This window comes from Pseudomonas syringae pv. tagetis (assembly GCF_022557255.1).
GTDB classification, from domain to species: domain Bacteria; phylum Pseudomonadota; class Gammaproteobacteria; order Pseudomonadales; family Pseudomonadaceae; genus Aquipseudomonas; species Aquipseudomonas caricapapayae.
The window spans coordinates 3,396,943-3,420,245 of record NZ_CP092923.1; the positions used below are offsets into that span (position 1 = coordinate 3,396,943).

The window sequence follows — 23,303 nt, forward strand, 5'->3', positions numbered from 1 at the left end:
TTTTACAGCGCTTGATCATAAGAATACGGTCTTAAAAAATCAGCATTGACACGCTGTGCACGAATTGAAGAGGACCTTCCATGCGCCGTACCAGACCTTCGACACTCACAAATGGATTCGCGACTCGGAGGACCCTGCGATGACCGGACGCTCTGTCCTCGTGCGCCTGCTGGTCGCTGTCGTCACAGTCCTGACCCTGTTCGGCTGCTCGCCCTCCGGTCAGGACGGCCAGACAGACAAGACGCTCAAAATCGCCTTTTTCAGAGACAACACCACACTGGTCAGCCTCGACCCGTTTCAGGTGTACTGGCTGGAACATCGGGTGGTGCTGCGTAATGTCGCCGAGTCTCTCACCGACCAGGACCCGCAAACTGGCGCGATTATTCCGTGGCTGGCCGAACGTTGGGAGGTCAGTGAAAACGCGCTGGAATACACCTTTCACCTGCGCAAGGACGTAACGTTCAGCAATGGCACGCGTTTCGATGCGCAGGCAGTAAAGACCGCCTATGACACCAACAAAGCGTTCGCCGATCAGTTGCCGGCCACCTTTGGTGCCACCTATGTAAAGGGCTACGACCACGCTCAGGTGCTGGACGAGTTCACCGTCAAATTGGTGCTGGCCAAACCCAATGCCGGTTTCCTGCAAGCCACCTCTACCACCAATCTTGCCATTCTCGCCCCGCAGTCCTACACGCTCAGCGTCAAGGAGCGCTCATTCGGCGCGATCATTGGCACCGGGCCGTTCGTGCTGGAGCGCTACACCCCTGAAAGCGGTTTGCGCCTGATCAAACGCAAGGGCTACGCCTGGCCATCGGCCAACGCGCAGAACAAAGGCGAGGCACATCTGGATGCTGTCGAAGTCAGCTACGTGCCGGAAGAAAGCGTACGCAACGGGCAGTTCGTTCAGGGCCAGGTCGATATCCTCTGGCCGCGCAATCCGTTCTCCGAGGTCGACCTGAACCTGTTCAAGTCCAAGGGGGCGACCATCCAGAGCCGCTCGCTGCCAGGACCCGCCCTGAATATGTACCCCAATACCCGTGGCAATCGCATCCTTGCCGACCGCAACGTGCGTCTGGCCCTGCAAAAGGCCATCGACCGCAAGACCTACGCAGCCGCGGTCTACAACCCGCAATTCCCGGTGGTTTCAGGCATCTACGATGTCACCACACCGTTTTACAAAAGCCAGGCAGACAAACTGGTGTACGACCCTCAAGGTGCCGAGCGTTTGCTTGACGAGGCTGGCTGGGCGAAAAATGCCGACGGCTATCGCTACAAGGAAGGCAAACGCCTGAAACTGACCTACAACCTGTCGCCTGCCGAGACCGCTGGCGATGTGCTGATCCAGGATCAACTGCGCAAGGTCGGTATCGAGCTCAAGCTCAACGTGGTCACCACCGCCGAGTGGGCCGCGAACAATGCTGCAGGCAACTACGACCTGACCTACACCTACATGACCCGCGCCGACCCGATCATCCTCCAAACCATCATCGATCCGCGCAGCGCCAACAGCTCGACGCTGGCAACCAATCTGTACGCTCCGCAAACACTGCCAAAGGCTCTGGAGCTGTTCGATGCAGGGCTGACCGCCACACGCAGCGAGCAGCGCGCCAAAGCCTATGGCGACTTGCAAGACCTGTTGATAGACGAAGGCTCGGCATTCCCGATCTATGAGCGGGTCTGGCAAGCCGCCACCGCGAAAAATGTTCGTAACTTCCACTGGACCGCCGAAGGTTTCGCGCTGTTCAACGATATCGAGACCACAGCGCCATGAGCCGCTATATCCTTGGCCGGATCGCTCAGGCGCTGCTGGTACTCTGGGGTGCCTACAGCATCACCTATTTCATTCTGTATCTGCTGCCCGGCGACACCCTGTCGATCATGCTCAGCGCCTCGGGTGTCGAAATCGACTCCCTGTCCGCGCAGGACCTTGCTCAGGCCAAGCTCTATTACGGGCTGGACCGCGGCGTCTTCGAGCAGTATGTAGATCTGCTGTGGGGCGCGCTCCAGGGTGATTTCGGCAATTCGCTGACACTCAATCGTCCGGTTTCCGAGCTGCTGGCCGAACGTCTTCCGCAGACCCTCGGCCTGGCCGGAATGGCCATTGTCTTATCGCTGATCGGCGGCGTCGGACTGGCTTACCTCACCGCCTACGTACGCTGGCAGCCGTTGAAGGTCGCGCTGTCCCGACTGCCGTCGCTGGGCTTTTCGGTGCCTGTATTCTGGATGGGCCTGTTATTCATTCAGTTGTTCGCGTTCAGCCTTGGCTGGTTCCCGGCAACCGGCAATCAGGGCATTGCCAGCCTGATATTACCCGCCGTCACGCTGGCGATCCCCAGCGCTGCGGTGTACGCCCAGGTCTTGCAGCGCGGCTTTCAAGGGGTCTGGAAAGAACCCTACATCATTACCGCTTACGCCAAAGGCCTGACCCGTGCGCAGGTGCAGGCCCGCCATGCGTTCAAGAACGCTGCATTGCCACTCCTGACACTGATCGGCCTGCAAGTGGGCAATACGGTGTCAGGTGCGGTGCTGGTAGAAACCATTTTCGCCCGCTCCGGAGTCGGTCGCCTTGCCCAGGAGGCCGTGCTGCGTCAGGACATCCCCGTGGTACTGGCCATCGTTGCGGTCTCGGCAGCGGCTTTCGTCCTGGTCAACCTGATCGTTGACCTTCTGTACCCCGCGCTGGACCCGCGCATCGCCCACACGCCAAAGGTCTCCTGACACCATGACTATTTTCGATAGCCGCCTTGCGCGCCTGACCCGACTTGTCGCTCCAGACCACGCCAATCCCGGTAAAACAGCGCCTGCTGCGCACTGGCGGCGGCGCAGCAGTCTGAGTCGCGCCGTGGAAGCGGCCCGTCCTCTGCTGCGTCGGCCGGGTTTTCTGCTGGCCGTGGCAATGGTCGCGTTTGCGTTGCTGGCTGCGCTGGCCCCCAGCTTGCTGAGCAGCTATGCACCTTACGCCACCTCGCCCACCGACAAGCTCATCGCGCCAAATGCCGCGCATTGGTTCGGCACCGATGAACTGGGCCGTGATCTCTATACCCGCGTGGTTCACGGATCGAGCCTGTCGGTACAGGCTGCACTGCTCGCGGTAGGCATCGCCATGCTTGGTGGCCTGAGCCTCGGCGTGATTTCCGGCTTTGCAGGCGGGCGCATCGATGCCGTGATCATGCGCTTCATCGATGTTTTGCTGGCCCTGCCCGGCCTGTTACTGGCGCTGGCGATTGTCACCGCGATCGGTTTTGGCACCCTTCCAGTGGCCATCGCGGTGGGTGTAGGGATCATCCCCGGTTTTGCTCGTACCACCCGTGCCGAAGTGCTGCGGGTCAAGACGCTGCCTTACGTCGAAGCGGCGCGTCTGGGCGGTGCCAGCTGGACCCGAACCCTGCTGCGCCACATTCTGCCCAACGCCTGGGGTCCGGTGGCAGTGCTCGCAACGCTGGACTTCGGCGCAGCGATTCTGGCCACTGCGGGACTGAGTTTCCTTGGTTTCGGTGCCGAGCCACCGGCTGCCGAATGGGGCACGCTGATCGCCAACGGCCGTCACTTCCTGATGACGGCACCCTGGGTGTCGCTGCTGCCTGGCCTGTTTCTGGTCGGTGTGGTGTTCAGCTTCAACCATATCGCCCGCACCCTGGAAGAGGTTCAACGATGACTGCCAGCTCGCAGCTGATCGACATCCGTCGCCTGAGCGTCGCCTATCATTTCGACGGTCAGACCAACCAGGCCGTGCGCAACGTGTCGTTTCAGGTAGCCAGAGGCGAAACCGTGGCGATTGTCGGCGAATCCGGGTCCGGCAAGTCGACGATGGCCAACGCCATACTGGGTCTGTTGCCGGACAACGCGACTGTCACCGGCGGCCAGTTGCACGTCGATGGTCATGACCTGAGCCACGCCTCGGAGCGAGAAAAACGCCGGATTCGCGGCAGCGTGATCGGCCTGGTGCCACAGGAACCGACGGTCAGCCTCAATCCGACCCTTCGTATCGGCCGGCAAATCGCCGAATCGCTGATGCAGGCCAATGGCCGCCGCTACCCGTCAGTCGACGCCGATGTGCTGGATTTGCTCCAGCAAGTCGGTCTGGACAAACCCGTACTACGCGCCCGGCAGTACCCGCACGAGCTGTCCGGCGGCATGCGCCAGCGCGTGCTGATTGCCATCGCCCTTGCCGGCAACCCGCGCCTGATCATCGCTGACGAGCCGACCAGCGCGCTGGATGTGACGGTACAACGCAAGATCCTCGACCACTTGCAACGGCTGGTGGCCGAACGTGGCATTTCCCTGCTGATCATCACCCATGATCTGGGCGTGGCAGCTGATCGTGCTGATCGCGTGCTGGTGATGAAAAGTGGCGAGCTGGTCGAAGAAGGTGCGCCACAACACATCCTCATCAACCCAGGCCATGCCTACACACGCGCGCTGATCGCTGCAGCACCTGCTTTTGGCCAGCGCAAGAGCCCGGTCGCGCCTCGCCCGGTCGCGAACAACGACACACCACTGCTGACCCTGAGCAACGTCGGCAAGACGTATCATTTGCCATACGTCAAAGGTGAGGATGCAGAATTCCAGGCGTTGCAGGACGTCAACTTCAAGGTATATCCCGGCCAGACCCTGGCGATTGTGGGCGAGTCCGGTTCGGGCAAAAGCACCGCGCTACGCATTGCCCTGGGCCTGGAGAAACCGACACACGGGCGAGTGCTGTTTGAAGGGCGCGATGTCACAGACCTTGGCTGGCGGGAGTTCAGACCATTGCGACGGCGCATCCAGCTGGTGCAGCAAAACCCGTTTGCCGCCCTCGACCCGCGCTTCACGCTATTCGAAAGCATCGTTGAGCCACTGGTTTCGTTTGGTCTGCTGAAAGGTCGGGAGCTGGAACACGCCGCCCGCCAGTTAATCGAGCGAGTCCACTTGCCCGTCGCGTATCTGGACCGGCTGCCCCGTGAGCTTTCCGGTGGCCAGCGTCAGCGTGTCGCAATTGCCAGAGCGCTGGCCCTGCAACCGGATCTGCTGCTGCTCGATGAGCCTGTTTCGGCGCTGGATGTCTCGGTGCAGGCGCAGATCCTCGACCTGCTGGCAGAGTTGCAAGCCGAATCAGGTATCGCCTATGTACTGGTTTCTCATGACCTCGCAGTGGTCGCCAGCGTCGCTCATCAGGTACTGGTGCTCAAGCATGGCAAGACCATTGAACAAGGCCCGGCCAGCAACGTTTTCGAGCGACCTGAAGCTGTCTACACTCAGGAACTGATTGCCGCGATACCTGGCCGTCGCCTGGAACTACAGACAGTGGCCCGGCAATAGATACCGGCCCGTTTTCAGCCGCCTATTTCAGGAAGATCATGAGAGGATTTTCACCAACGTCGATTTACCTGCGCCGTTGGCACCGAGCAAGGCCACCACCTAACCGGAAAAAGATCCAGCTCGAGGTCTTGCAACACACGGTGATGCAAACGACTTGCTCAGGCCCGTGACGCTGACCCACGCCTTTTTGCGAACATCTGGCGGTGCTTTCATGGGCATCTCAAAGCAGGAAAAAACGGGTAAAAACAGGGCCAATCCACACTGAAGTGAAGCAAGATACCGCCCACTGCAGGCGCAGTGCTACAGAGCCAAATTGACTAACCAAAAAGTTATAAATAACCAATAAGCATACAAATGGACGGATCCGCACGCTACGTTTCCAAGGCGTTCAACGCTCTGAACAAACGTATATGCATATTCGTTATTGATATTTAGATTTATCTTTTAATAGCTATAAGGTGCTGCCTTATGCAAAACATGCAGTGCGTTAGAACGCTCTGCGCAAACAGCTCTACAGGTGATGCATACGCCTGCCTTCCTTCTACCTTCCTTCGAGCACCCGCAATGAAAGGCACAAAGACCCTGTCGTTCCCAGCCCTGATGGGTTCAGCCCTGCTACTGAATGTTGTCGTTTCATTCCCTGTACTGGCCGGCCTGCTGGAAAAAGGACGCAGCGACGGCCTGACCGCCGGCATCGCCAACGAACAGCCTTATGCTTACATCGGCACCGATGGCAAGGCAACCGGGGCCAATGTCGAGATACTGCGTGCGATCCTTGAGCCATTGGGCATCAAACAGATCGAGACGCCCATCACTGATTTCGGCTCTCTGGTGCCGGGCCTGGCAGCGGGTCGTTTCGATCTGATTGGCGCCGGCCTCTTCATCAACCCGAACCGCTGTAAAGTCATCTCGTTTTCCAACCCGGTGACGCGCTCCGGCGGTGCGTTCATCGTCAAGGCCGGTAACCCGCTGAACCTGCACAGCCTCAAGGACGTCGCCAGCAACGCCAAGGCGCGTCTGGCCACTCAGCCTGGCAGCAATCAGGTTCAGGAAGCCAAGGACAGCGGTATCGCCAACAGCAACGTGGTGCTGTTCGACAAGGACACCGAGGCGCTGGCCGCCTTGCTGGCAGATCGGGTCGATGTGGTGTATTTCCCGGATGCCGAAGTCATCAGTCTGATCAAGAAGGCCAATAGCCCGGACATCGAACGTGCGTTGCCTTTCGAGCAGATCCCGGACGCCAGCGGCAAACCGGGCTGGAATTACCATGCCTACGGCCTGCCAAAGAACGATCCGGCTTTTGAACAGGCTTTCAACGAGCAACTGGCGAAACTCAGGGCGTCGGGCGAGCTGCTGAAAATCCTGCAGAAGTACGGCTACAGCGAAAACGAACTGGCTGACCCGGCCATCACCGCAGCCCAACGCTGCAACCCATGACCTGCCCCGCCGAGCAATGGCGCGCAGTAAACGGCCCTGACCCATACGAGTACGGCCATGCCTGTTGACGCTGCAACACTGGAAACCGCAGGTTTCATTGCCAGACAATTGGCCCACGGTGCCTGGATCACCCTGCAGATCACGGTGCTTGCCGAACTGCTGGTGCTGGTGCTCTCGTTTGTAATCGCCCTGATGCGCCTCTCGCCGTTCAGGGCGTTACGCTGGTTCGCCACTGTGTATGTCGAGGTGCTGCGTGGCATCTCTGCATTGGTGCTGCTGTTCTATCTGTTTTTCATCCTGCCACTGTTCGGCATTCGCCTGTCACCCATGACAACGGGCGTGCTGGGGCTGGGCCTGACGTTTTCGGCGTATGGCGCGGAAATCATTCGCTCGGCACTGATCAACGTCAGCCAGGGCCAACGTGATGCTGTGCGTGCACTGGACTTCGGGCCGGTCAGTGCATTTCGGCGAATCATCCTGCCGCAGGCCCTGCCGTTCATGATCCCGCCGATGGGCAATCAATTGGTCGAGCTGCTGAAAACCACGTCGCTGGTTTCGCTCATTACCCTCACCGACCTGACCTTTACCGGCAGTCAATTGATAACCACGCTGGGCCAGCAAACGCTGATCTGGAGCATCGTGCTGGTCTGCTATTTCGTAATGGCCTGGCCACTGAGCTGGCTGGTCAAACGGTATGAGCAGCACGCCACTGCGTGGCGCACAGCCAGGGGATGAACGATGGAGTTTGATGTCGCTTTCGCCTGGTCGATCCTGCCAGAGCTGTTTCAGGGCCTGCTGGTGACCGTGCAGGTTGTGCTACTGGGGTTTCTGCTCGCGGTTTTGCTCGGTCTGGTCCTGGCCCTGACATTGCGCTCGCCGATGACTCTGGTGCATCGCCTGAGCAAGGGCTACCTGAGCTTTTTCCGTAACACGCCGCTGATGGTCCAGCTGTATGTTCTGTTCTTTGCGTTCCCCTTGGCAGGCATAACGTTTGCGCCGATGACCACCGGCGTGATCGGCCTTGGATGCTATTACGCCGCTTACATTGCCGAAGCGTATCGCGGCGCCATTGATGACATCCCCGCCGGGCAATGGGAAGCCGCACGCGCTCTGGACTTCAGTCGGGGCGACACCTGGCGGCGCATCATCCTTCCGCAGGCGTTGAAACCCATGCTGCCGGTGCTCGGCAATTATCTGATCGGGATGTTCAAGGAAACGCCGCTGCTGGCAGTGATTACCATCCCCGAACTGTTTCAGGCCGCCAAGCAGATCTCCGGTATGACCTATCGTTACAACGAACCGTACACAGTAATGGCGCTGATGTTCCTGGCAATCAGTGTGCCGACCTCGTTGCTGTTCAAATACCTGGAAAGACGCAGCCATGTCTGATCTTGCACACACCGCAATCCCGTCCGTCAGCACCACGCAGATACAGTTGAAACAAGTGGTCAAGGACTTCGGTCGCAACCGGATCATCGACCACCTCGACCTGAGCATCCCTCAAGGACAGAAAGTCGCCCTGATCGGTCCCAGCGGCTCGGGAAAATCTACAGTACTGCGCCTTATCAAGGGCCTTGAAAGCTATCAGCAAGGCAGCATCGAAGTGGCTGGCAAAACAGTGCCGGTGCGCAAGCCTCGATGGCAATGGCCTGGCTCGGGCAAGACTCCGGTAGAGCATCGGGTGGGTATGGTGTTTCAGCAGTTCAATCTGTTCCCGCACCTTACGGTGCAGGGAAATATCACCGAAGCGCCGTTACGCGTGCTCAGACTGTCCAGGGAGGAAGCCCTTGAACGCGCTCATCAGTACCTCGGGCTGGTCGGGCTTGCGCATAAAGCCGATGCCTACCCGAGCCAGCTTTCCGGCGGTCAGCAGCAGCGCGTGGCGATTGCCAGAGCGCTGGCCATGCGCCCGCAGGTCATGCTGTTCGATGAAGTCACCTCGGCGCTCGACCCCGAGTTGGTAGGTGAGGTGCTGGCGGTTATTCGCTCGATTGCCCACGAGTTTCAGATGACCATGCTGTTGGTCACCCACGAAATAAAATTTGCCCAGGACATCGCCGACCGTGTGCTGTTCATGGAAGGCGGCCGCATCGTGGCGGACGGCACCCCAAGCGAAATTCTGCTGAATCCGCAAAACGAGCGGACTCGAAGGTTTCTGCAGAGGGTGGAGCAGCGCTGATTGCCAGCGCCGCTCTTTTTGCAGGTTGAGACTTTTGAACTTCGCAACACTTTGAAAGTGGCGACAATCAGATCCGGAAGCGCGCAACCATGTCCTGCAGTTTGCTGCCAAGGCGCGCCAGTTCCACGGTAGACGCCGCGCTTTGCTCGGTAGCGGTGGCCGACTGATCGGCGATGTCCCGTACACTGATCACACTGCGATTGATTTCGTCGGTCACGGCGCTCTGCTCTTCAGCGGCAGCAGAAATCTGTTGACTCATCTGTTCGATGGTCACAATCGAATGAGTGATTTCATGCAGCGATTCTTCGGCCTGCCGCGCCAGCGCCACCGTACCTTCAGTGCGTTGACGGCTGGCATTCATCAGCTCCGATGCTGCGCCGGTGCCATCCTGCAAGGACTTTATCAGCGCCTCGATTTCAGTCGTGGATGACTGTGTACGCTGCGCCAGCGAGCGCACTTCATCGGCTACCACGGCAAAACCACGGCCCTGCTCACCTGCACGTGCAGCTTCGATCGCGGCATTGAGGGCCAGCAGGTTGGTCTGTTCTGCGACCGCCTTGATCACATCGATGACGCCGCCAATCTTGTCGCTGTCCTGAATCAGGCGCTGCATGGCCTGGCCCAGTTGCCCCACTTCACCGGCAAGCTGGCTGATTTCGCGAGTGGCGTTTTGCACAACGCTGCTGCCATGGGCTGCACGGCCACTGGCCTGTCTGGCGGCCTGCGATGCATCTTCAGTGTTTTGCGCCACCTCCTGAACAGTGGACGCCATCTGGTTCATGGCTGTCGCCACCTGATCGACTTCCAGTTTCTGCTGAGTGACACCCGCGCTGGTCTGCTCGCTGACGGCTGAAAGCTCCTCGGCCGCCGTGGCAATTTGTGTCACGCCATTACTGATACCGCCAATCAGGGTACGCAGCGATACGGTCATGTGTTGCATGGTGTTTTGCAGCAGGCCCAGCTCATCCTGGCGAGTGGTGCTGAGGTCGTTGGTCAGATCGCCGTCGGCAATCCGCCGCGCCGCGATCACAGTCGAATCGAGCGGACGGGTGATCTGACGGGTAATCAGGATCGCCGCGAAGATGCCCAGCAGCAACACGGTCACTGCCACGGTGAGCAACTGGGTTACCGCGCTATCTTTTTCTTGATTGGCACTGGCCACTTGCCCCGCCATCAGTTTTTCCGTACTGGTGACGATGTCCATTGACTGCTGGCGAAGGCTGTCGCGAATCTGATCACTCTGTTGTATCAGTTGCGAAATGGAGACCATCAACGACTTGTACTGTTGCAGTGCCGCCAGCGCCTCATCCACTGCCGGGCCTGCCTTGTTCGGCAATTGATTGCGCGCGCTGCCCACCTGAGCGATCAGCGAGTCGGCAGCGTCGAAGGTAATCTGCCTGTTTTCAGCGGTCGGGATACTGATATAACGGCGAAACACCAGGCGAAAATTGGTCATGCCATTACGCAGGTCGCCGGCAATCTTCACTTGATCGATACCGCTCTGATCCAGCGAACGGGAAACGTCGTCAAAAGTCTTTTGCAGCAGTGTCTCGAAACTGCCGCTGACCTGTTCGGAAATGGTGATCAGCGGCTGCATGGCCTGATCAATTTGCCGATTATTATCGACCAACCGGCTGAACGTTTGTTTCACTACTCCCGCCTGATCGCGAATACCTCTGAGGATATCGGCGTTGGCCGGAACGGTCAGAATCTTCAGGCCTTCCTCGATGGTCTTGCCGAGGTTGTCCAGAGCGGCCGTGTAGCTCTGCGAATTGCTCGCGTCAGGCTTGGCGGTATAGGTCTGTGAGGCGACTCTAAGGCTCAGCGCATCGGCCTTTACCTCGGAAACCCTGGCGGCCTTGCCCAGCCGCTCGATCAGCAGGTTGGTGCTGAGGTAACCTATCGCGGTGACCGTAAGTACGCCCAGCAGTATCAGACCGAAACCCAAACTCAGCTTTTTACTGACCTTCAAATTGTCCAGCCATGTCGACTTCATCAAATTTTTCCTCGGAATTTATCGTGATACCCAAGGATCGACTGTTCGCTGAACAACTTTATAGCCGTAGCGATTGCAAAGATTAATCGGAAAGATAGCAATATGACATGATCTTTTCTGGTTTTCTCTATCAGGGGAGCGCCTGCCCCCCCAAATACTCGGCAAGGGTCCACCTGTAGGGTTACGCGGACATGAATTTTCACTGACCTATAGGCACTCATCATTGCCGGTGATAGTAACCTTCGGTTCATTCGATTCGTTAATAACACCCCATGCGCAACAGAATCCGCCCATTCTTTACTATCGGCGGAACTTCCCATGCACCAGACAATCAGCCATCTGCGCTTTCCCCTCACCGCCCTCGCCCTTATCGTTATCAGTGCCTGCAGCCGGGCGCCGGAAGCCACTAGTGCGCCTGGTGCAGCCAAGGTCAGCGTGGCCAAGGTGCTTGAGCAGCCCATCAACGAATGGGATGAATTCACGGGTCGTCTTGAAGCCCCGGAAACCGTGGAGGTACGTCCCAGGGTCTCCGGTCAGATCGATCAGGTAGCGTTCACCGATGGCTCGCTGGTCAAGAAAGGCGATCTGTTGTTCCAGATCGACCCGCGTCCGTTCCAGTCCGACGTTCGTCGTCTCGAAGCACAACTGCAGCAGGCCCGCGCCGTTGCATTGCGCAGTGACAATGAAGCTCAGCGCGGCGAGCGTCTGCGTACCAACAATGCGATTTCCGCCGAACTGGCCGAGTCGCGGACCTCTTCGGCGCAGGAAGCCAAGGCCGGTGTCGCCGCCATTCAGGCGCAGTTGGACCTGGCTCGACTGAACCTAAGCTTTACCCGTGTTACCGCACCCATTACAGGCCGCGTAAGCCGCGCCGAAATTACCGCGGGCAACATTGTGACTGCAGATGTCACCGCACTGACCAGCGTGGTCTCTACCGACAAGGTCTACGCCTACTTCGACGCTGACGAACGCGTATTCCTCAAGTACACCGAGCTAGCCCGCAAAGGGCAGCGCGGCCAGACCACGCCGGTATACCTTGGCCTGTCCAGCGAAACCGGCAACCCGCACCTGGGACAGATGAACTTTGTCGATAACCAGGTCAACCCGAGGACCGGCACCATTCGCGGTCGTGCAGTGTTCGATAACGCCAATGGTGACTTTACTCCGGGCCTCTATGCCCGTCTGAAACTGGTGGGCAGCGGTACTTATCCGGCCGTGCTGATCAATGATGAAGCCGTGGGTACTGACCTGGGCAAGAAATTTGTACTGGTCATGGACAAGGACAACAAGCCCGCCTACCGGGCTGTCGAGCTGGGCCCGAAAATCGAAGGCTTGCGCATTGTGCGTAACGGCCTGGGCAAGGACGACACCATCGTCGTCAAAGGCTTGCAGCGCGTGCGTCCCGGCCAGCCTGTAGACCCGGAGGTAACGCCGATGGCCAGCGCCGACACCCTTGCAGCATTGCTCAAACAACGCCAGGCCCTCGAAGCCAGCAACCTGCCACAAGTGGCGCCCAAAGCGGCCGTCAAAATCGCCAGCGCCACTGCGCCGCGCGGCTAAGGGACTCGTCCGATGAACTTCTCCAAATTCTTTATCTCCCGGCCGATCTTTGCCGCAGTGCTGTCACTGCTGATCCTGATCGCCGGAGCCATTTCGCTGTTCCAGTTGCCCATCAGTGAATACCCGGAAGTAGTGCCGCCGACGGTCGTGGTGCGGGCCAACTTCCCCGGTGCCAACCCCAAGGTGATCGGTGAAACCGTAGCCTCGCCACTGGAACAGGCGATTACCGGTGTGGAAGGCATGCTCTACATGTCGTCCCAGGCCACTGCCGATGGCAAGCTGACCCTGACCATCACTTTTGCGCTGGGCACTGAACTGGACAACGCCCAGGTGCAGGTGCAAAACCGAGTGACCCGCACCGAGCCCAAGCTGCCGGAAGAAGTCACACGCATCGGTATCACCGTGGACAAGGCCTCCCCCGACCTGACCATGGTCGTGCACTTGACCTCGCCAGACCAGCGCTACGACATGCTGTACCTGTCCAATTATGCCGTGCTCAACATCAAGGATGAGCTGGCACGATTGGGCGGTGTCGGTGATGTGCAACTGTTCGGCATGGGCGACTATTCGTTACGTGTCTGGCTGGACCCCAACAAGACTGCGTCGCGCAACCTGACCGCCACCGATGTAGTCAATGCGATTCGCGAGCAGAACCGCCAGGTTGCCGCAGGCCAGCTGGGCTCTCCGCCTTCGCCGAATGCCACCAGCTTTCAGATGTCGATCAATACTCAGGGCCGCCTGGTCAGCGAGGAAGAATTCGAGAACGTTGTCGTTCGCGCAGGCGCTGACGGTGAAATCACTCGCCTGAAGGATGTTGCCCGCATCGAACTGGGCTCAAGCCAGTATGCGTTGCGCTCGCTGCTCAATAACCAGCCTGCCGTGGCTATCCCTATTTTTCAGCGGCCCGGCTCCAACGCCATCGACATCTCCAACGATGTACGGGCCAGAATGGCCGAGCTGAAAAAAAGCTTCCCGGAGGGTATGGACTACAGCATTGTCTATGACCCGACGATCTTCGTGCGCGGCTCCATCGAGGCGGTGATTCACACCCTGTTCGAAGCGCTGATCCTGGTGGTGCTGGTGGTGATCCTGTTCCTGCAGACCTGGCGCGCCTCGATCATTCCACTGGTGGCCGTACCGGTCTCGTTGATCGGTACCTTTGCCGTCATGCACATGTTCGGCTTCTCCCTGAACGCGCTGTCATTGTTCGGGCTGGTGCTGGCGATCGGTATCGTGGTGGACGACGCGATCGTGGTGGTGGAGAACGTCGAACGGAACATCGAGTTGGGGCTCGAACCGGTAGAAGCCACGCACAAGGCGATGGCCGAGGTGACGGGGCCAATCATTGCCACGGCGCTGGTGCTGTGCGCTGTGTTCGTTCCGGCAGCGTTCATTTCCGGCCTGACCGGGCAGTTCTACAAGCAGTTCGCGCTGACCATCGCCATCTCGACAGTCATCTCGGCCTTCAATTCGCTGACCTTGTCGCCTGCCCTGGCGGCGGTACTGCTCAAAGGTCACGATGCACCCAAGGACCGCTTTTCGCGCTTCCTGGACAAAATGCTCGGCGGCTGGCTGTTCCGTCCGTTCAACCGTTTCTTTGAAAAAGCCAGCCACGGTTATGTCGGCACCGTCGCCCGGGTCATTCGCAGCAGTGGCATCGCGCTGCTGGTATATGCAGGCCTGATGGTCCTGACCTGGCTGGGTTTCGCCAGCACGCCAACCGGTTTTGTGCCCAGCCAGGACAAGCAATACCTGGTGGCCTTTGCCCAGTTGCCGGACGCTGCCAGCCTGGACCGCACAGAAGACGTCATCAAGCGCATGTCCGAGCTGGCACTCAAACAGCCGGGCGTGGAAAACGCGATTGCCTTCCCCGGCCTGTCGATCAATGGCTTTACCAACAGCCCGAACAACGGCGTGGTGTTCGTCGCGCTCAAACCGTTTGACGAGCGCAAGGATCCAAGCCTGTCGGCCAACGCAATCGCCGGTGCCTTGAACGGTCAGTTCGCGTCGATTCAGGAAGCCTACATGGCGATCTTCCCGCCACCTCCAGTACAGGGCCTGGGTACCATCGGCGGCTTCCGCCTGCAGATAGAGGACCGTGGCAACCTGGGTTACGACGAGCTGTACAAGGAAACCCAGAACATCATTGCCAAGAGTCGCAGCGTGCCGGAACTGGCCGGGTTGTTCACCAGCTATACCGTCAACGTGCCGCAGGTGGATGCCGCCATCGACCGCGAGAAAGCCAAGACGCATGGCGTGGCTGTCAGCGACATCTTCGACACCCTGCAGGTGTATCTGGGCTCGCTGTATGCGAACGACTTCAATCGGTTTGGCCGCACGTACCAGGTCAATGTCCAGGCGGAACAGCAGTTCCGACAGGATGCCGACCAGATAGGTCAACTTAAAGTGCGTAACAATCTGGGGGAAATGATCCCGCTGGCGACCTTCGTCAAGGTCAGCGACACCGCCGGTCCCGATCGCGTGATGCACTACAACGGCTTTATCACGGCAGAAATCAACGGCGCTGCTGCACCGGGCTTCAGCTCCGGCCAGGCCCAGGCGGCGGTCGAGAAATTGCTGCGTGAAGAGCTGCCCAACGGCATGGTCTACGAGTGGACCGACTTGACGTATCAACAGATCCTTTCGGGTAACACGGCGCTGTTTGTCTTCCCGCTCTGTGTTCTGCTGGCCTTTCTGGTACTTGCAGCCCAGTACGAAAGCTGGAGCCTGCCGCTGGCGGTGATCCTGATCGTACCGATGACCCTGCTTTCGGCGATTGCCGGGGTGATGATTGCCGGTAGCGACAACAATATCTTCACCCAGATCGGCCTGATCGTACTGGTGGGCCTGGCGTGCAAGAACGCGATTTTGATCGTCGAATTCGCCAAGGACAAACAGGCTGAAGGGATGAGCCCGCTGAATGCGGTTCTGGAAGCCTGCCGCTTGCGTCTGCGCCCCATTTTGATGACGTCCTTCGCGTTCATCATGGGTGTCGTGCCACTGGTACTGTCCAGCGGTGCAGGCGCGGAAATGCGCCATGCCATGGGTGTCGCCGTGTTCTCCGGGATGTTGGGGGTCACGTTCTTCGGCCTGTTGCTGACGCCGGTGTTCTACGTGCTTATCCGTAACTACGTCGAGCGCAAGGAGGCCCGCAAGGCCGCCCGAGCACAAAGACTGCAAAACCTGCCTGCGGAGATGCATTGATGAGCGCGTTCAAACTCTTCCTTCCGAGCCTGCTGGTCATGGCGCTGACAGCCTGCGCTGTCGGCCCGGACTACAAGACACCGGCCACCGCACCCGCGAAACTGGCATCTGCGGCCCAAGGCAATTATGACCGCAGCAAAGTGAACACCTTGTGGTGGCAGCAATTCGAGGACCCGACACTCAATAAACTGGTTGCCCGGTCGCTGGAGGGCAACCGCGATCTGCGCGTTGCCTTCGCCCGCCTGAAAGCTGCACGGGCGATTCGCGATGACGTTGCCAACGACACTATGCCGGTGGTCACCAGCCGCGCCAGCAGTGACCTGGGCAAGGGTCAGCAGCCCGGCCTCACGGAACGGCGCGTCAATAGCGAGCGTTATGACCTTGGCCTGGACATGGCTTGGGAGATAGACCTGTTCGGACGTATTCAGCGCCAGCTGGAAGCCAGCGATGCCGATCAGGACGCCGCCGAGGCCAACCTGTATCAGCTTCAGGTCACGCTGATTGCCGAGGTGGTCGATGCCTATGGGCAGCTGCGCGGCGCACAATTGCGCGAAGCCATTGCCCGCGACAACCTGAAAAATCAACAGAGCTCTCAGGATGTGACCACTCAGTTGCGCGATGCCGGAGTGGGCAACGAACTGGACGTGGTGCGTGCCGAGGCACGACTGGCTGCTGTTGAGGCGAGCGTTCCGCAGTTGCAGGCCGAACAGGTTCGTCAACGCAATCGTATTGCCACGTTGCTGGGCGAGCGCCCGGAAAACCTCAGCGTTGACCTGAGCCCGAGCAAACTCCCCGCTATCGCCAAGGCCTTGCCGATTGGCGATCCGACACAAGTGTTGCGCAATCGACCCGATATCCGTGCCGCCGAGCGCCAACTGGCAGCCTCGACCGCACGTATCGGCGTGGCAACTGCCGATCTGTTTCCCAGGGTCAGCCTGAGCGGCTTTCTGGGCTTTACCGCTGGCCGCGGCTCGCAGATCGGTTCGTCAGCGGCCAAAGCCTGGTCACTCGGCCCGAGCATCACCTGGGCGGCCTTCGATCTGGGCAGTGTCAGGGCACAGATCCGCAGCGCCGACGCCGATGCCGAAGGCGCACTGGCCAACTATGAGCAGCAGGTGTTGCTGGCTCTCGAAGAGTCGGAGAACGCTTTCAGCGATTACGACAAACGCCAGCAACGGCTGGTCTCGCTGATGCGCCAGAGCGACGCAAGTCGCTCCGCAGCAAGACTGGCGTCGGTGCAGTACCGCGAAGGCACCGCAGACTTCCTGGTCCTGCTGGACGCCGAACGCGAGCGTCTGGCAGCCGAAGACTCTCAAGCGCAGGCAGAAATCGAGTTGTATCGCGGCATAGTGGCCATTTACAAGGCGCTGGGTGGTGGCTGGCAGCCCCAGGCCTGAAACGCCGAACGCGGGTAAACCCGCCCCGCGCCCTGTAAAGGACGCGGGGCTTTTTTTGCCCGCAATCCGGCGGCATCATGATTGTCGTTTGACAGCCGCCAGCCACTCCCCGAAGCTGCAACCCGTCAAGCATTGGAAATCGATATGCCCAGACTTTCTACCAAGGGGTTATCGCCTCAAACCACTACTCGACCTCGCTGGCTGATCGGCGCAGCGGCTGCGGCACTGCTGACGCTCTCACTGGTTTTCTGGTGGTGGCGCATGCCCGTTCAGCCTGCTCCGGCCAGGCTGAGCCACACCTATGCCCAGGCACTGGAGCAGGCGCACGACGGCAAGCCAGGCGCTGCGCGCGTGCTGTATCAGCAACTGGCACGAACCGACCTCTCTGACGAGCAGCGCATCGCGCTGCTTGCCGAGCTAAGCGACTACCCCAGCCCTCAGGCCCTGAAACTGCTCGACGCAGCGCTGGGTGACCGGTCCGCTCACGTGCGCGAAGCTGCCATCGATGTCAGCGTCAAGCTGGTCTCCAACAGCCAGCGCAGTCTGCTACTGGGCCCGCTGCTCGACGACGACGAACAATCCGTAAGATTCCGCGCCACCAGCGCCCTGCTAGGGCTATCACCCGATGATCTGGGCCTGTATTTTGCCGTCCTGCAACAGAGTGCCGAAGCGTTTCAGGAGGCGCTCAAGAGCCAGCCACAGAACGCTCGAAACCAGCTGCAACTGGCCAGGCTCTACCTGCAGACCGGCGATCTTGAACCCGCTGTCGCTGCGCTGCAGAGGGCCACGGCGCTGGACCCGGGCAATATTGAAGCGGCGCTGGCGCACATCGAGCTGCTGGACCGCAAAGGCCAGGCCGAGCAGGCACGCAGTCTGTTCGCACAGTTGCTGGAGCACAACCCAGGCTCGGCCATGCTCCAGCACGCGCTGGGTATGTGGTTGCTAAACCACGGGCAAGCCGAATTCGCTGTGCTCAGCCTGGCGAAAGCCACCGAGCTGGCACCCGATGACACTGACTATCGCTATGACCTGGCGGTGGCCCTGCACTCATTGCACGAGCTTGAGGCCGCTCAGCGGCAGTTGATGCAAATCGTGCAGAGCCAGCCCGCAAACCGCAAGGCCAGAGTGCTGTTGATTCAGTACTGGAAAGAAAACGGTCAGCTGCAGAACGTACAGATTCTGCTCGCGGAGCTTGAGCAGCAGAACCCGGACGACCCGGTTTTGCAACAGGGTCTGTAGGGTCCGGAGAGCCAACGACCAGGCCGGCCAAAGGCCACTCTTGAAGTGGCCAAACGCCTTTCAGCCCGCTGCCTTCAGACATTTCTGCACTTTCCGCATGCGCCAGCTCTCCTGCCTGTCAGATGTTTCTTTTTTTAAGCCGTCCAGTGTCTCAGGACACGTTTTCTCTCAGCGGCTAATATCGGAAATAACTTACACAACTGCGCACCCGACAACACTGAAATGATCGCCTATATCCAACAGTCTTCGCGGCTGCCATTTAACGAATTTGAAAAAGGCTATTTTCTAACTGAAAAAAAAGGTGCATCATTTGCGGGCTACTGAGTTATAACTACCCTCTATCTGCGCAACGACAAGCCGCACAGGCCAAGTTTCAGCATAGAAACCGCAGGTACCGGGCAGCATCGAGTGAGCGAATCGGCCAATCAGTTTTGTCTCATCGCTTTATTGGGCTGACAACAGCCATTACATTGTTGGAGTGTATTACTTGTCCAGACTTGCCGAGTTTCGAGCAGCAGAGAAAGCCCTTCAAGAACAGCTGGCACAGCTGGAATCCTTGAAGAATGACGCCGGGTTGAAGAAGGAGATCGAATTCGAGCAAAAGCTCCAGGACCTGATGGGTACGTACGGTAAAAGCCTGCGCGACATCATCGCCATCCTTGATCCTTCAAGCGCTACCTCGCTGGTCGCGCCCGCCGGACCAAAGCGTCGTCGTGCACGCGTGGTCAAGGTCTACCAGAACCCGCACACCGGTGAGCTGATTGAAACCAAGGGTGGCAACCACCGTGGTCTCAAAGCGTGGAAAGAGCAGTACGGTGTGGACACTGTTGATTCGTGGCTTCGCGCCTGATTGCAACTTTGTCAATTGAAGCCCTGCACTTGCAGGGCTTTTTTTATCTGCCGTCCCGTCGGATGAACCTTTGCATAGATCAAACACCCGTGCACACTGCGCTTTTGCCCGCGAACCGGGATTCATATACATGATTAAGTGAACTGACCGGTACATAGAGTTTCAGGGCCCACGGGCATTAATACCGTGAAAATAATGACGCCAATAAAACTCATGGATTATGCGATTCAGCACACAGTTACAAACCTGAACAATTCCTGAAAGGCGTAGAGTAATTGTTCAGTTTATCCGGTGTAATGAGAGGTAAGACAATTTGTTACTGTGCATCGGTGCATTGAAAATCTACCGGATAAGCGGCACCGCGCAGCTTCACACTTTTTTCACATGGATTCTCGGATGATGAAGACCGCTAAAGGAATAGCGCCCCATGCCCGCCTCGGCGGGCTTCTTTTTGCCCGCAAAAAAGCAGGCGTCACTGGGCATCGTCCAGCCGCAGGCTCTCGCGAATACGCAACGCCTCTTCCTTGTTGGCCGCGTAGCCATCAGCCGACCCCGCATAGGACAACGACCAGGCCATTTCCTTGCTGGCGGCTGCCACCAATGTCTGGGTCAGCACGTGGACACCGTTCTGGGTGATGGTGCAAGTGGTCTCCAGTGCCGGCACGACGCTGAGCTGGCTTTCACGCACATGGGTGCACACACTCTGCAAGCCGCTGCGGGCAAAATTGACCTGAACCGACTTGCGCATTTCCAGCAGCACGCCCTGGACATTGACCTCATGCCCGGGTGTCAAGCGTGTCTGGGTCAGTTCCATGACCATCAGCGGGTTGCCACTTTGATCGTTTTTCACCGCGCGCTGTCTGACTTGCACGGAAGGTTGAACAGGCGTGTTCGACTCGGCCGGCAGCGACTCGACCTCCCAGCCTGCGGGCCAGATGATCATCGCATCGGCGGCATGAGTCTGTGCAGCGGCCATCAGCAGGCCCAGGCACAGCCCTGGCAAGGAGCGTCGGTATTGCGTAAGGATCATGGTCAGGTCGCCAAAACAGTTGGCCGGAAATTCTGAGCCTGTTGCCGGGATCGAGCAAGGCCGACGCAACGTTATCCGAACGAGGGTTTGGCACGCCCTGCCCTGCCCCGTATCATTCGGGGCTATTTGTACATTCTGTTGGAGACACATTGATGAGCTTGCACGAACTCAACACACTACCGGGCGTCACAGCCGATCCTGAAGCGGCTACCCGGCAGTTTGTGTTCAACCACACCATGCTGCGCGTCAAGGACATCACCAAGTCGCTGGATTTCTACACCCGCGTGCTCGGCTTCAGCCTGGTTGAAAAACGTGACTTCCCGGAAGCCGAATTCAGCCTGTACTTCCTGGCGCTGGTAGACAAGGTGCAGATCCCCGAAGACGACGCTGCGCGCAATCAATGGATGAAATCGATCCCCGGCATTCTCGAGCTGACCCACAACCACGGCACCGAGAGCGATGCGACAGCGTCGTACCATAACGGCAACAGCGATCCCCGCGGCTTTGGTCACATTTGCGTTTCGGTGCCTGACGTGAAAGTCGCCTGCGAGCGATTCGAGCATCTGGGCGTTGATTTCCAAAAGCGTCTGTCCGATGGCCGCATGAACAGTCTGGCTTTCATCAAGGACCCGGATGGCTACTGGGTCGAGATCATTCAGCCAACACCACTCTGAGGCCCCTGCAGCCCGTTTGATGGCTCTCTTGCGAGAAGAGCCATCAGTCAGACAACAAAAAGCCCCGTGATCGCTCACGGGGCTTTTTGTTTACCGCTTCCGGTCAGGCCGGTGCAGAAGTACGGATCAGATGATCAAAAGCGCTCAGAGAGGCCTTGGCTCCCTCGCCCAACGCGATGATGATCTGCTTGTACGGCGTCACTGTTACGTCACCGGCGGCAAAGATGCCCGGCACAGAGGTTTCACCACGAGAATCGACAACGATCTCGCCGCGCGGCGACAGCTCAATGGCACCCTTGAGCCATTCGCTGTTAGGCAACAGGCCGATCTGCACGAAGATACCTTCCAGCGGCACCGTGATTTCTTCGCCGGTGGTGCGATTTTTGTAGCGCAGACCGTTGACCTTCTGCCCGTCGCCAGTCACTTCGGTGGTTTGTGCACTGGTGAGCACGGTAACGTTCGGCAAGCTGTGCAGCTTGCGTTGCAATACAGCATCGGCACGCAACTGCACATCGAATTCCAGCAGCGTTACGTGAGACACAATGCCCGCCAGGTCGATTGCTGCCTCGACACCCGAATTGCCGCCACCAATCACAGCAACACGTTTGCCCTTGAACAGTGGACCATCGCAGTGCGGGCAATACGCTACACCTTTGTTACGGTACTGCTGCTCACCGGGCACGTTCATTTCTCTCCAACGTGCGCCCGTGGCAAGGATGACGGTCTTGGCCTTGAGGCTGGCGCCGCTGGCAAACTTCACCTCATGCAACTCGCCGGCTGCGCCAGGGATCAGTGTGTCGGCACGCTGCAGGTTCATGATGTCGACTTCGTACTGCTTCACATGCTCTTCCAGCGCAACGGCCAGTTTAGGGCCTTCGGTGTGCTGAACCGAGATGAAGTTTTCGATGGCCATGGTGTCGAGCACCTGACCGCCAAAACGTTCGGCTGCAACGCCGGTACGAATGCCTTTGCGAGCCGCGTAGACAGCGGCCGCCGAACCAGCAGGGCCACCGCCGACTACCAATACGTCAAAAGCCTGCTTGGCATTGAGCTTTTCGGCCTGACGCGCACCTGCACCAGTGTCGATCCTGGCAAGAATTTCTTCCAGGCCCATGCGGCCCTGACCGAACAGTTCGCCATTCAGGTAAATGCTGGGGACCGACATGATCTTGCGATCGGTGACTTCATCCTGAAACAGCGCGCCGTCGATGGCGACATGCTTGATGCCAGGGTTCAGAACTGCCATCAGATTCAGTGCCTGGACGACGTCCGGGCAGTTCTGGCAGGACTGCGAGAAATAGGTTTCGAAATGGAACTCGCCTTGCAGAGCGCGGACCTGTTCGATGGTTTCTGCACTGACCTTGGGCGGGTAGCCGCCAACTTGCAGCAGCGCCAGAACCAGTGAGGTGAATTCGTGACCCATGGGGATACCGGCAAAACGCAGGCTGATATCGTGGCCAGGGCTGCTCAGCGAGAACGACGGGGTACGTGCGTCGGTGCCGCTGTCATTCAGGGTGACGTCTTTGGAGACACTGATCACATCATTGAGTAGTGCGAGCATTTCCTGAGACTTCGCGCCGTCATCAAGGGACGCGACGATCTCGATGGGGCGAGTAACCCGCTCCAGATAGGATTTCAACTGGGCTTTAAGATTGGCGTCCAACATGTGGCGGCTTCCTGTTTACAAAGGGTAGAAATAACAACGCCCAGGCGATTACCGCCCGGGCGTTTTTTGGGGCGATGCGGTTTACTTGCTCAAGAGCTCAACGCCCCTAGCCGATTCATGCGACTCAGATCTTGCCAACCAGGTCCAGGGACGGAGCCAGAGTGGCTTCGCCTTCTTTCCACTTGGCTGGGCAGACTTCGCCCGGGTGAGCGGCAACGTACTGAGCAGCCTTGATCTTGCGCAGCAGCTCGGAAGCGTCACGGCCTACACCGCCATCGTTCAGCTCAACGATTTTGATCTGACCTTCAGGGTTGATCACGAACGTACCGCGATCCGCCAGACCGGCTTCTTCGATCAGCACGTCGAAGTTGCGGGAGATGGTCAGTGTCGGGTCACCGATCATGGTGTACTGGATTTTGCCGATTGCAGGCGAAGTGTTGTGCCATGCAGCGTGAGCAAAGTGGGTGTCAGTCGACACACTGTAGATCTCCACGCCCAGCTTCTGGAACGCTTCGTAGTTGTCAGCCAGGTCTTCCAGCTCGGTCGGGCATACGAAGGTGAAGTCGGCCGGGTAGAAGAATACGACAGACCACTTGCCTTTGAAGTCGGCGTCCGAAACGTCAACGAAAGCGCCGTTCTTGAATGCGGTAGCCTTGAACGGTTTTACTTGGCTGTTGATGATAGGCATCGGTATATCTCCTGATGGGTTGGATGGGTTGTGAATTCGATGAAGTGAAGCTTACGCATCATCAGTGACAATCGCTCATTGGCAA

The 23,303-nt window shown here is 58.7% G+C and carries 18 protein-coding genes and 2 pseudogenes; 14 read left to right on the top strand and 6 right to left on the bottom strand.

The window, feature by feature from the left end; all coding sequences use genetic code 11:
- The first annotated feature begins 139 nt into the window (after window positions 1-139).
- The 4 genes from MME58_RS15075 to MME58_RS15090 are packed head-to-tail and all read left to right on the top strand — an operon-like array spanning window position 140 to window position 5,298.
- Window positions 140-1,771, top strand: coding sequence for an ABC transporter substrate-binding protein (locus MME58_RS15075; protein ID WP_055007148.1), 1,632 nt, complete (start codon window positions 140-142; stop codon window positions 1,769-1,771).
- Window positions 1,768-2,718, top strand: coding sequence for an ABC transporter permease (locus MME58_RS15080; protein WP_054987529.1), 951 nt, complete (start codon window positions 1,768-1,770; stop codon window positions 2,716-2,718). Before MME58_RS15075 ends, MME58_RS15080 begins: the two co-directional genes overlap by 4 nt.
- Before the next feature lie 4 nt (window positions 2,719-2,722).
- Entirely contained in the window at window positions 2,723-3,655 is a 933-nt protein-coding gene (locus MME58_RS15085) for an ABC transporter permease (protein ID WP_082427630.1), read from the top strand.
- Complete coding sequence (locus tag MME58_RS15090) at window positions 3,652-5,298, top strand: dipeptide ABC transporter ATP-binding protein (protein ID WP_055007147.1); 1,647 nt, start codon at window positions 3,652-3,654, stop codon at window positions 5,296-5,298. The genes MME58_RS15085 and MME58_RS15090 overlap by 4 nt, the downstream gene beginning before the upstream one ends.
- A gap of 39 nt (window positions 5,299-5,337) precedes the next feature.
- Here the strand turns inward: MME58_RS15090 and MME58_RS27830 are convergent.
- Window positions 5,338-5,511: pseudogene (locus MME58_RS27830) on the bottom strand (ATP-binding cassette domain-containing protein); the annotation flags it as partial.
- 351 nt (window positions 5,512-5,862) lie between these two features.
- Between MME58_RS27830 and ehuB the strand changes: the two are divergent.
- Genes ehuB through MME58_RS15110 form a run of 4 tightly spaced genes read left to right on the top strand, consistent with a single transcriptional unit; the run spans window position 5,863 to window position 8,914 of the window.
- Window positions 5,863-6,735, top strand: coding sequence for an ectoine/hydroxyectoine ABC transporter substrate-binding protein EhuB (gene ehuB / locus MME58_RS15095; RefSeq protein WP_054987531.1), 873 nt, complete (start codon window positions 5,863-5,865; stop codon window positions 6,733-6,735).
- Between the two features lie 57 nt (window positions 6,736-6,792).
- Entirely contained in the window at window positions 6,793-7,470 is a 678-nt protein-coding gene (gene ehuC, locus MME58_RS15100; RefSeq protein WP_054987532.1) for an ectoine/hydroxyectoine ABC transporter permease subunit EhuC, read from the top strand.
- Between the two features lie 3 nt (window positions 7,471-7,473).
- Window positions 7,474-8,124 carry an ectoine/hydroxyectoine ABC transporter permease subunit EhuD gene (gene ehuD / locus MME58_RS15105; protein ID WP_055007146.1) on the top strand — a complete coding sequence of 217 codons (651 nt, stop codon included), beginning with the start codon at window positions 7,474-7,476 and terminating at the stop codon, window positions 8,122-8,124.
- Window positions 8,117-8,914, top strand: a complete 798-nt coding sequence (locus MME58_RS15110; RefSeq protein ID WP_054987534.1) for an amino acid ABC transporter ATP-binding protein — start codon at window positions 8,117-8,119, stop codon at window positions 8,912-8,914. Before ehuD ends, MME58_RS15110 begins: the two co-directional genes overlap by 8 nt.
- Window positions 8,915-8,981: 67 nt before the next feature.
- On the opposite strand, the gene MME58_RS27835 is transcribed toward MME58_RS15110, so the two are convergent.
- Both MME58_RS27835 and MME58_RS27840 read right to left on the bottom strand, forming a co-directional pair.
- On the bottom strand, window positions 8,982-9,854 hold the full coding sequence (locus MME58_RS27835) for a methyl-accepting chemotaxis protein (protein ID WP_375232946.1): 873 nt from the start codon (window positions 9,852-9,854) through the stop codon (window positions 8,982-8,984).
- Between the two features lie 33 nt (window positions 9,855-9,887).
- Window positions 9,888-10,910 (bottom strand): annotated as a pseudogene (locus tag MME58_RS27840) (methyl-accepting chemotaxis protein); the annotation flags it as partial.
- Between the two features lie 318 nt (window positions 10,911-11,228).
- On the opposite strand from MME58_RS27840, the gene mexE reads away from it, so the two are divergent.
- The 5 genes from mexE to MME58_RS15140 all read left to right on the top strand — a co-directional run bounded on the left by mexE (window position 11,229) and on the right by MME58_RS15140 (window position 19,160).
- Complete coding sequence (gene mexE, locus MME58_RS15120; protein WP_055007143.1) at window positions 11,229-12,470, top strand: multidrug efflux RND transporter periplasmic adaptor subunit MexE; 1,242 nt, start codon at window positions 11,229-11,231, stop codon at window positions 12,468-12,470.
- A gap of 12 nt (window positions 12,471-12,482) precedes the next feature.
- Window positions 12,483-15,674, top strand: a complete 3,192-nt coding sequence (locus tag MME58_RS15125; protein WP_055007142.1) for an efflux RND transporter permease subunit — start codon at window positions 12,483-12,485, stop codon at window positions 15,672-15,674.
- On the top strand, window positions 15,674-17,071 hold the full coding sequence (locus tag MME58_RS15130; RefSeq protein ID WP_055007141.1) for an efflux transporter outer membrane subunit: 1,398 nt from the start codon (window positions 15,674-15,676) through the stop codon (window positions 17,069-17,071). The genes MME58_RS15125 and MME58_RS15130 overlap by 1 nt, the downstream gene beginning before the upstream one ends.
- 144 nt (window positions 17,072-17,215) lie before the next feature.
- Window positions 17,216-18,310, top strand: a complete 1,095-nt coding sequence (locus tag MME58_RS15135) for a tetratricopeptide repeat protein (protein WP_054987538.1) — start codon at window positions 17,216-17,218, stop codon at window positions 18,308-18,310.
- 487 nt (window positions 18,311-18,797) lie between these two features.
- Window positions 18,798-19,160 carry a histone-like nucleoid-structuring protein, MvaT/MvaU family gene (locus tag MME58_RS15140; RefSeq protein WP_002553302.1) on the top strand — a complete coding sequence of 121 codons (363 nt, stop codon included), beginning with the start codon at window positions 18,798-18,800 and terminating at the stop codon, window positions 19,158-19,160.
- A gap of 472 nt (window positions 19,161-19,632) precedes the next feature.
- Here the strand turns inward: MME58_RS15140 and MME58_RS15145 are convergent, their stop codons facing one another.
- Window positions 19,633-20,241, bottom strand: a complete 609-nt coding sequence (locus tag MME58_RS15145; protein WP_054987554.1) for a DUF4946 domain-containing protein — start codon at window positions 20,239-20,241, stop codon at window positions 19,633-19,635.
- Window positions 20,242-20,342: 101 nt separating this feature from the next.
- Here MME58_RS15145 and gloA point away from each other — a divergent pair, with 101 nt between their 5' ends.
- The gene (gloA, locus tag MME58_RS15150) at window positions 20,343-20,864 is read left to right on the top strand and encodes a lactoylglutathione lyase (RefSeq protein ID WP_055007140.1); all 522 of its coding nucleotides are present in this window, start codon (window positions 20,343-20,345) and stop codon (window positions 20,862-20,864) included.
- A 103-nt stretch (window positions 20,865-20,967) separates the two neighbouring features.
- Here the strand turns inward: gloA and ahpF are convergent, their stop codons facing one another.
- Together ahpF and ahpC are read right to left on the bottom strand one after the other, a co-directional pair.
- Window positions 20,968-22,530 carry an alkyl hydroperoxide reductase subunit F gene (ahpF, locus tag MME58_RS15155; RefSeq protein WP_055007139.1) on the bottom strand — a complete coding sequence of 521 codons (1,563 nt, stop codon included), beginning with the start codon at window positions 22,528-22,530 and terminating at the stop codon, window positions 20,968-20,970.
- Between the two features lie 124 nt (window positions 22,531-22,654).
- Window positions 22,655-23,218, bottom strand: coding sequence for an alkyl hydroperoxide reductase subunit C (gene ahpC / locus MME58_RS15160; RefSeq protein ID WP_054988309.1), 564 nt, complete (start codon window positions 23,216-23,218; stop codon window positions 22,655-22,657).
- Between the last annotated feature and the right edge of the window lie 85 nt (window positions 23,219-23,303).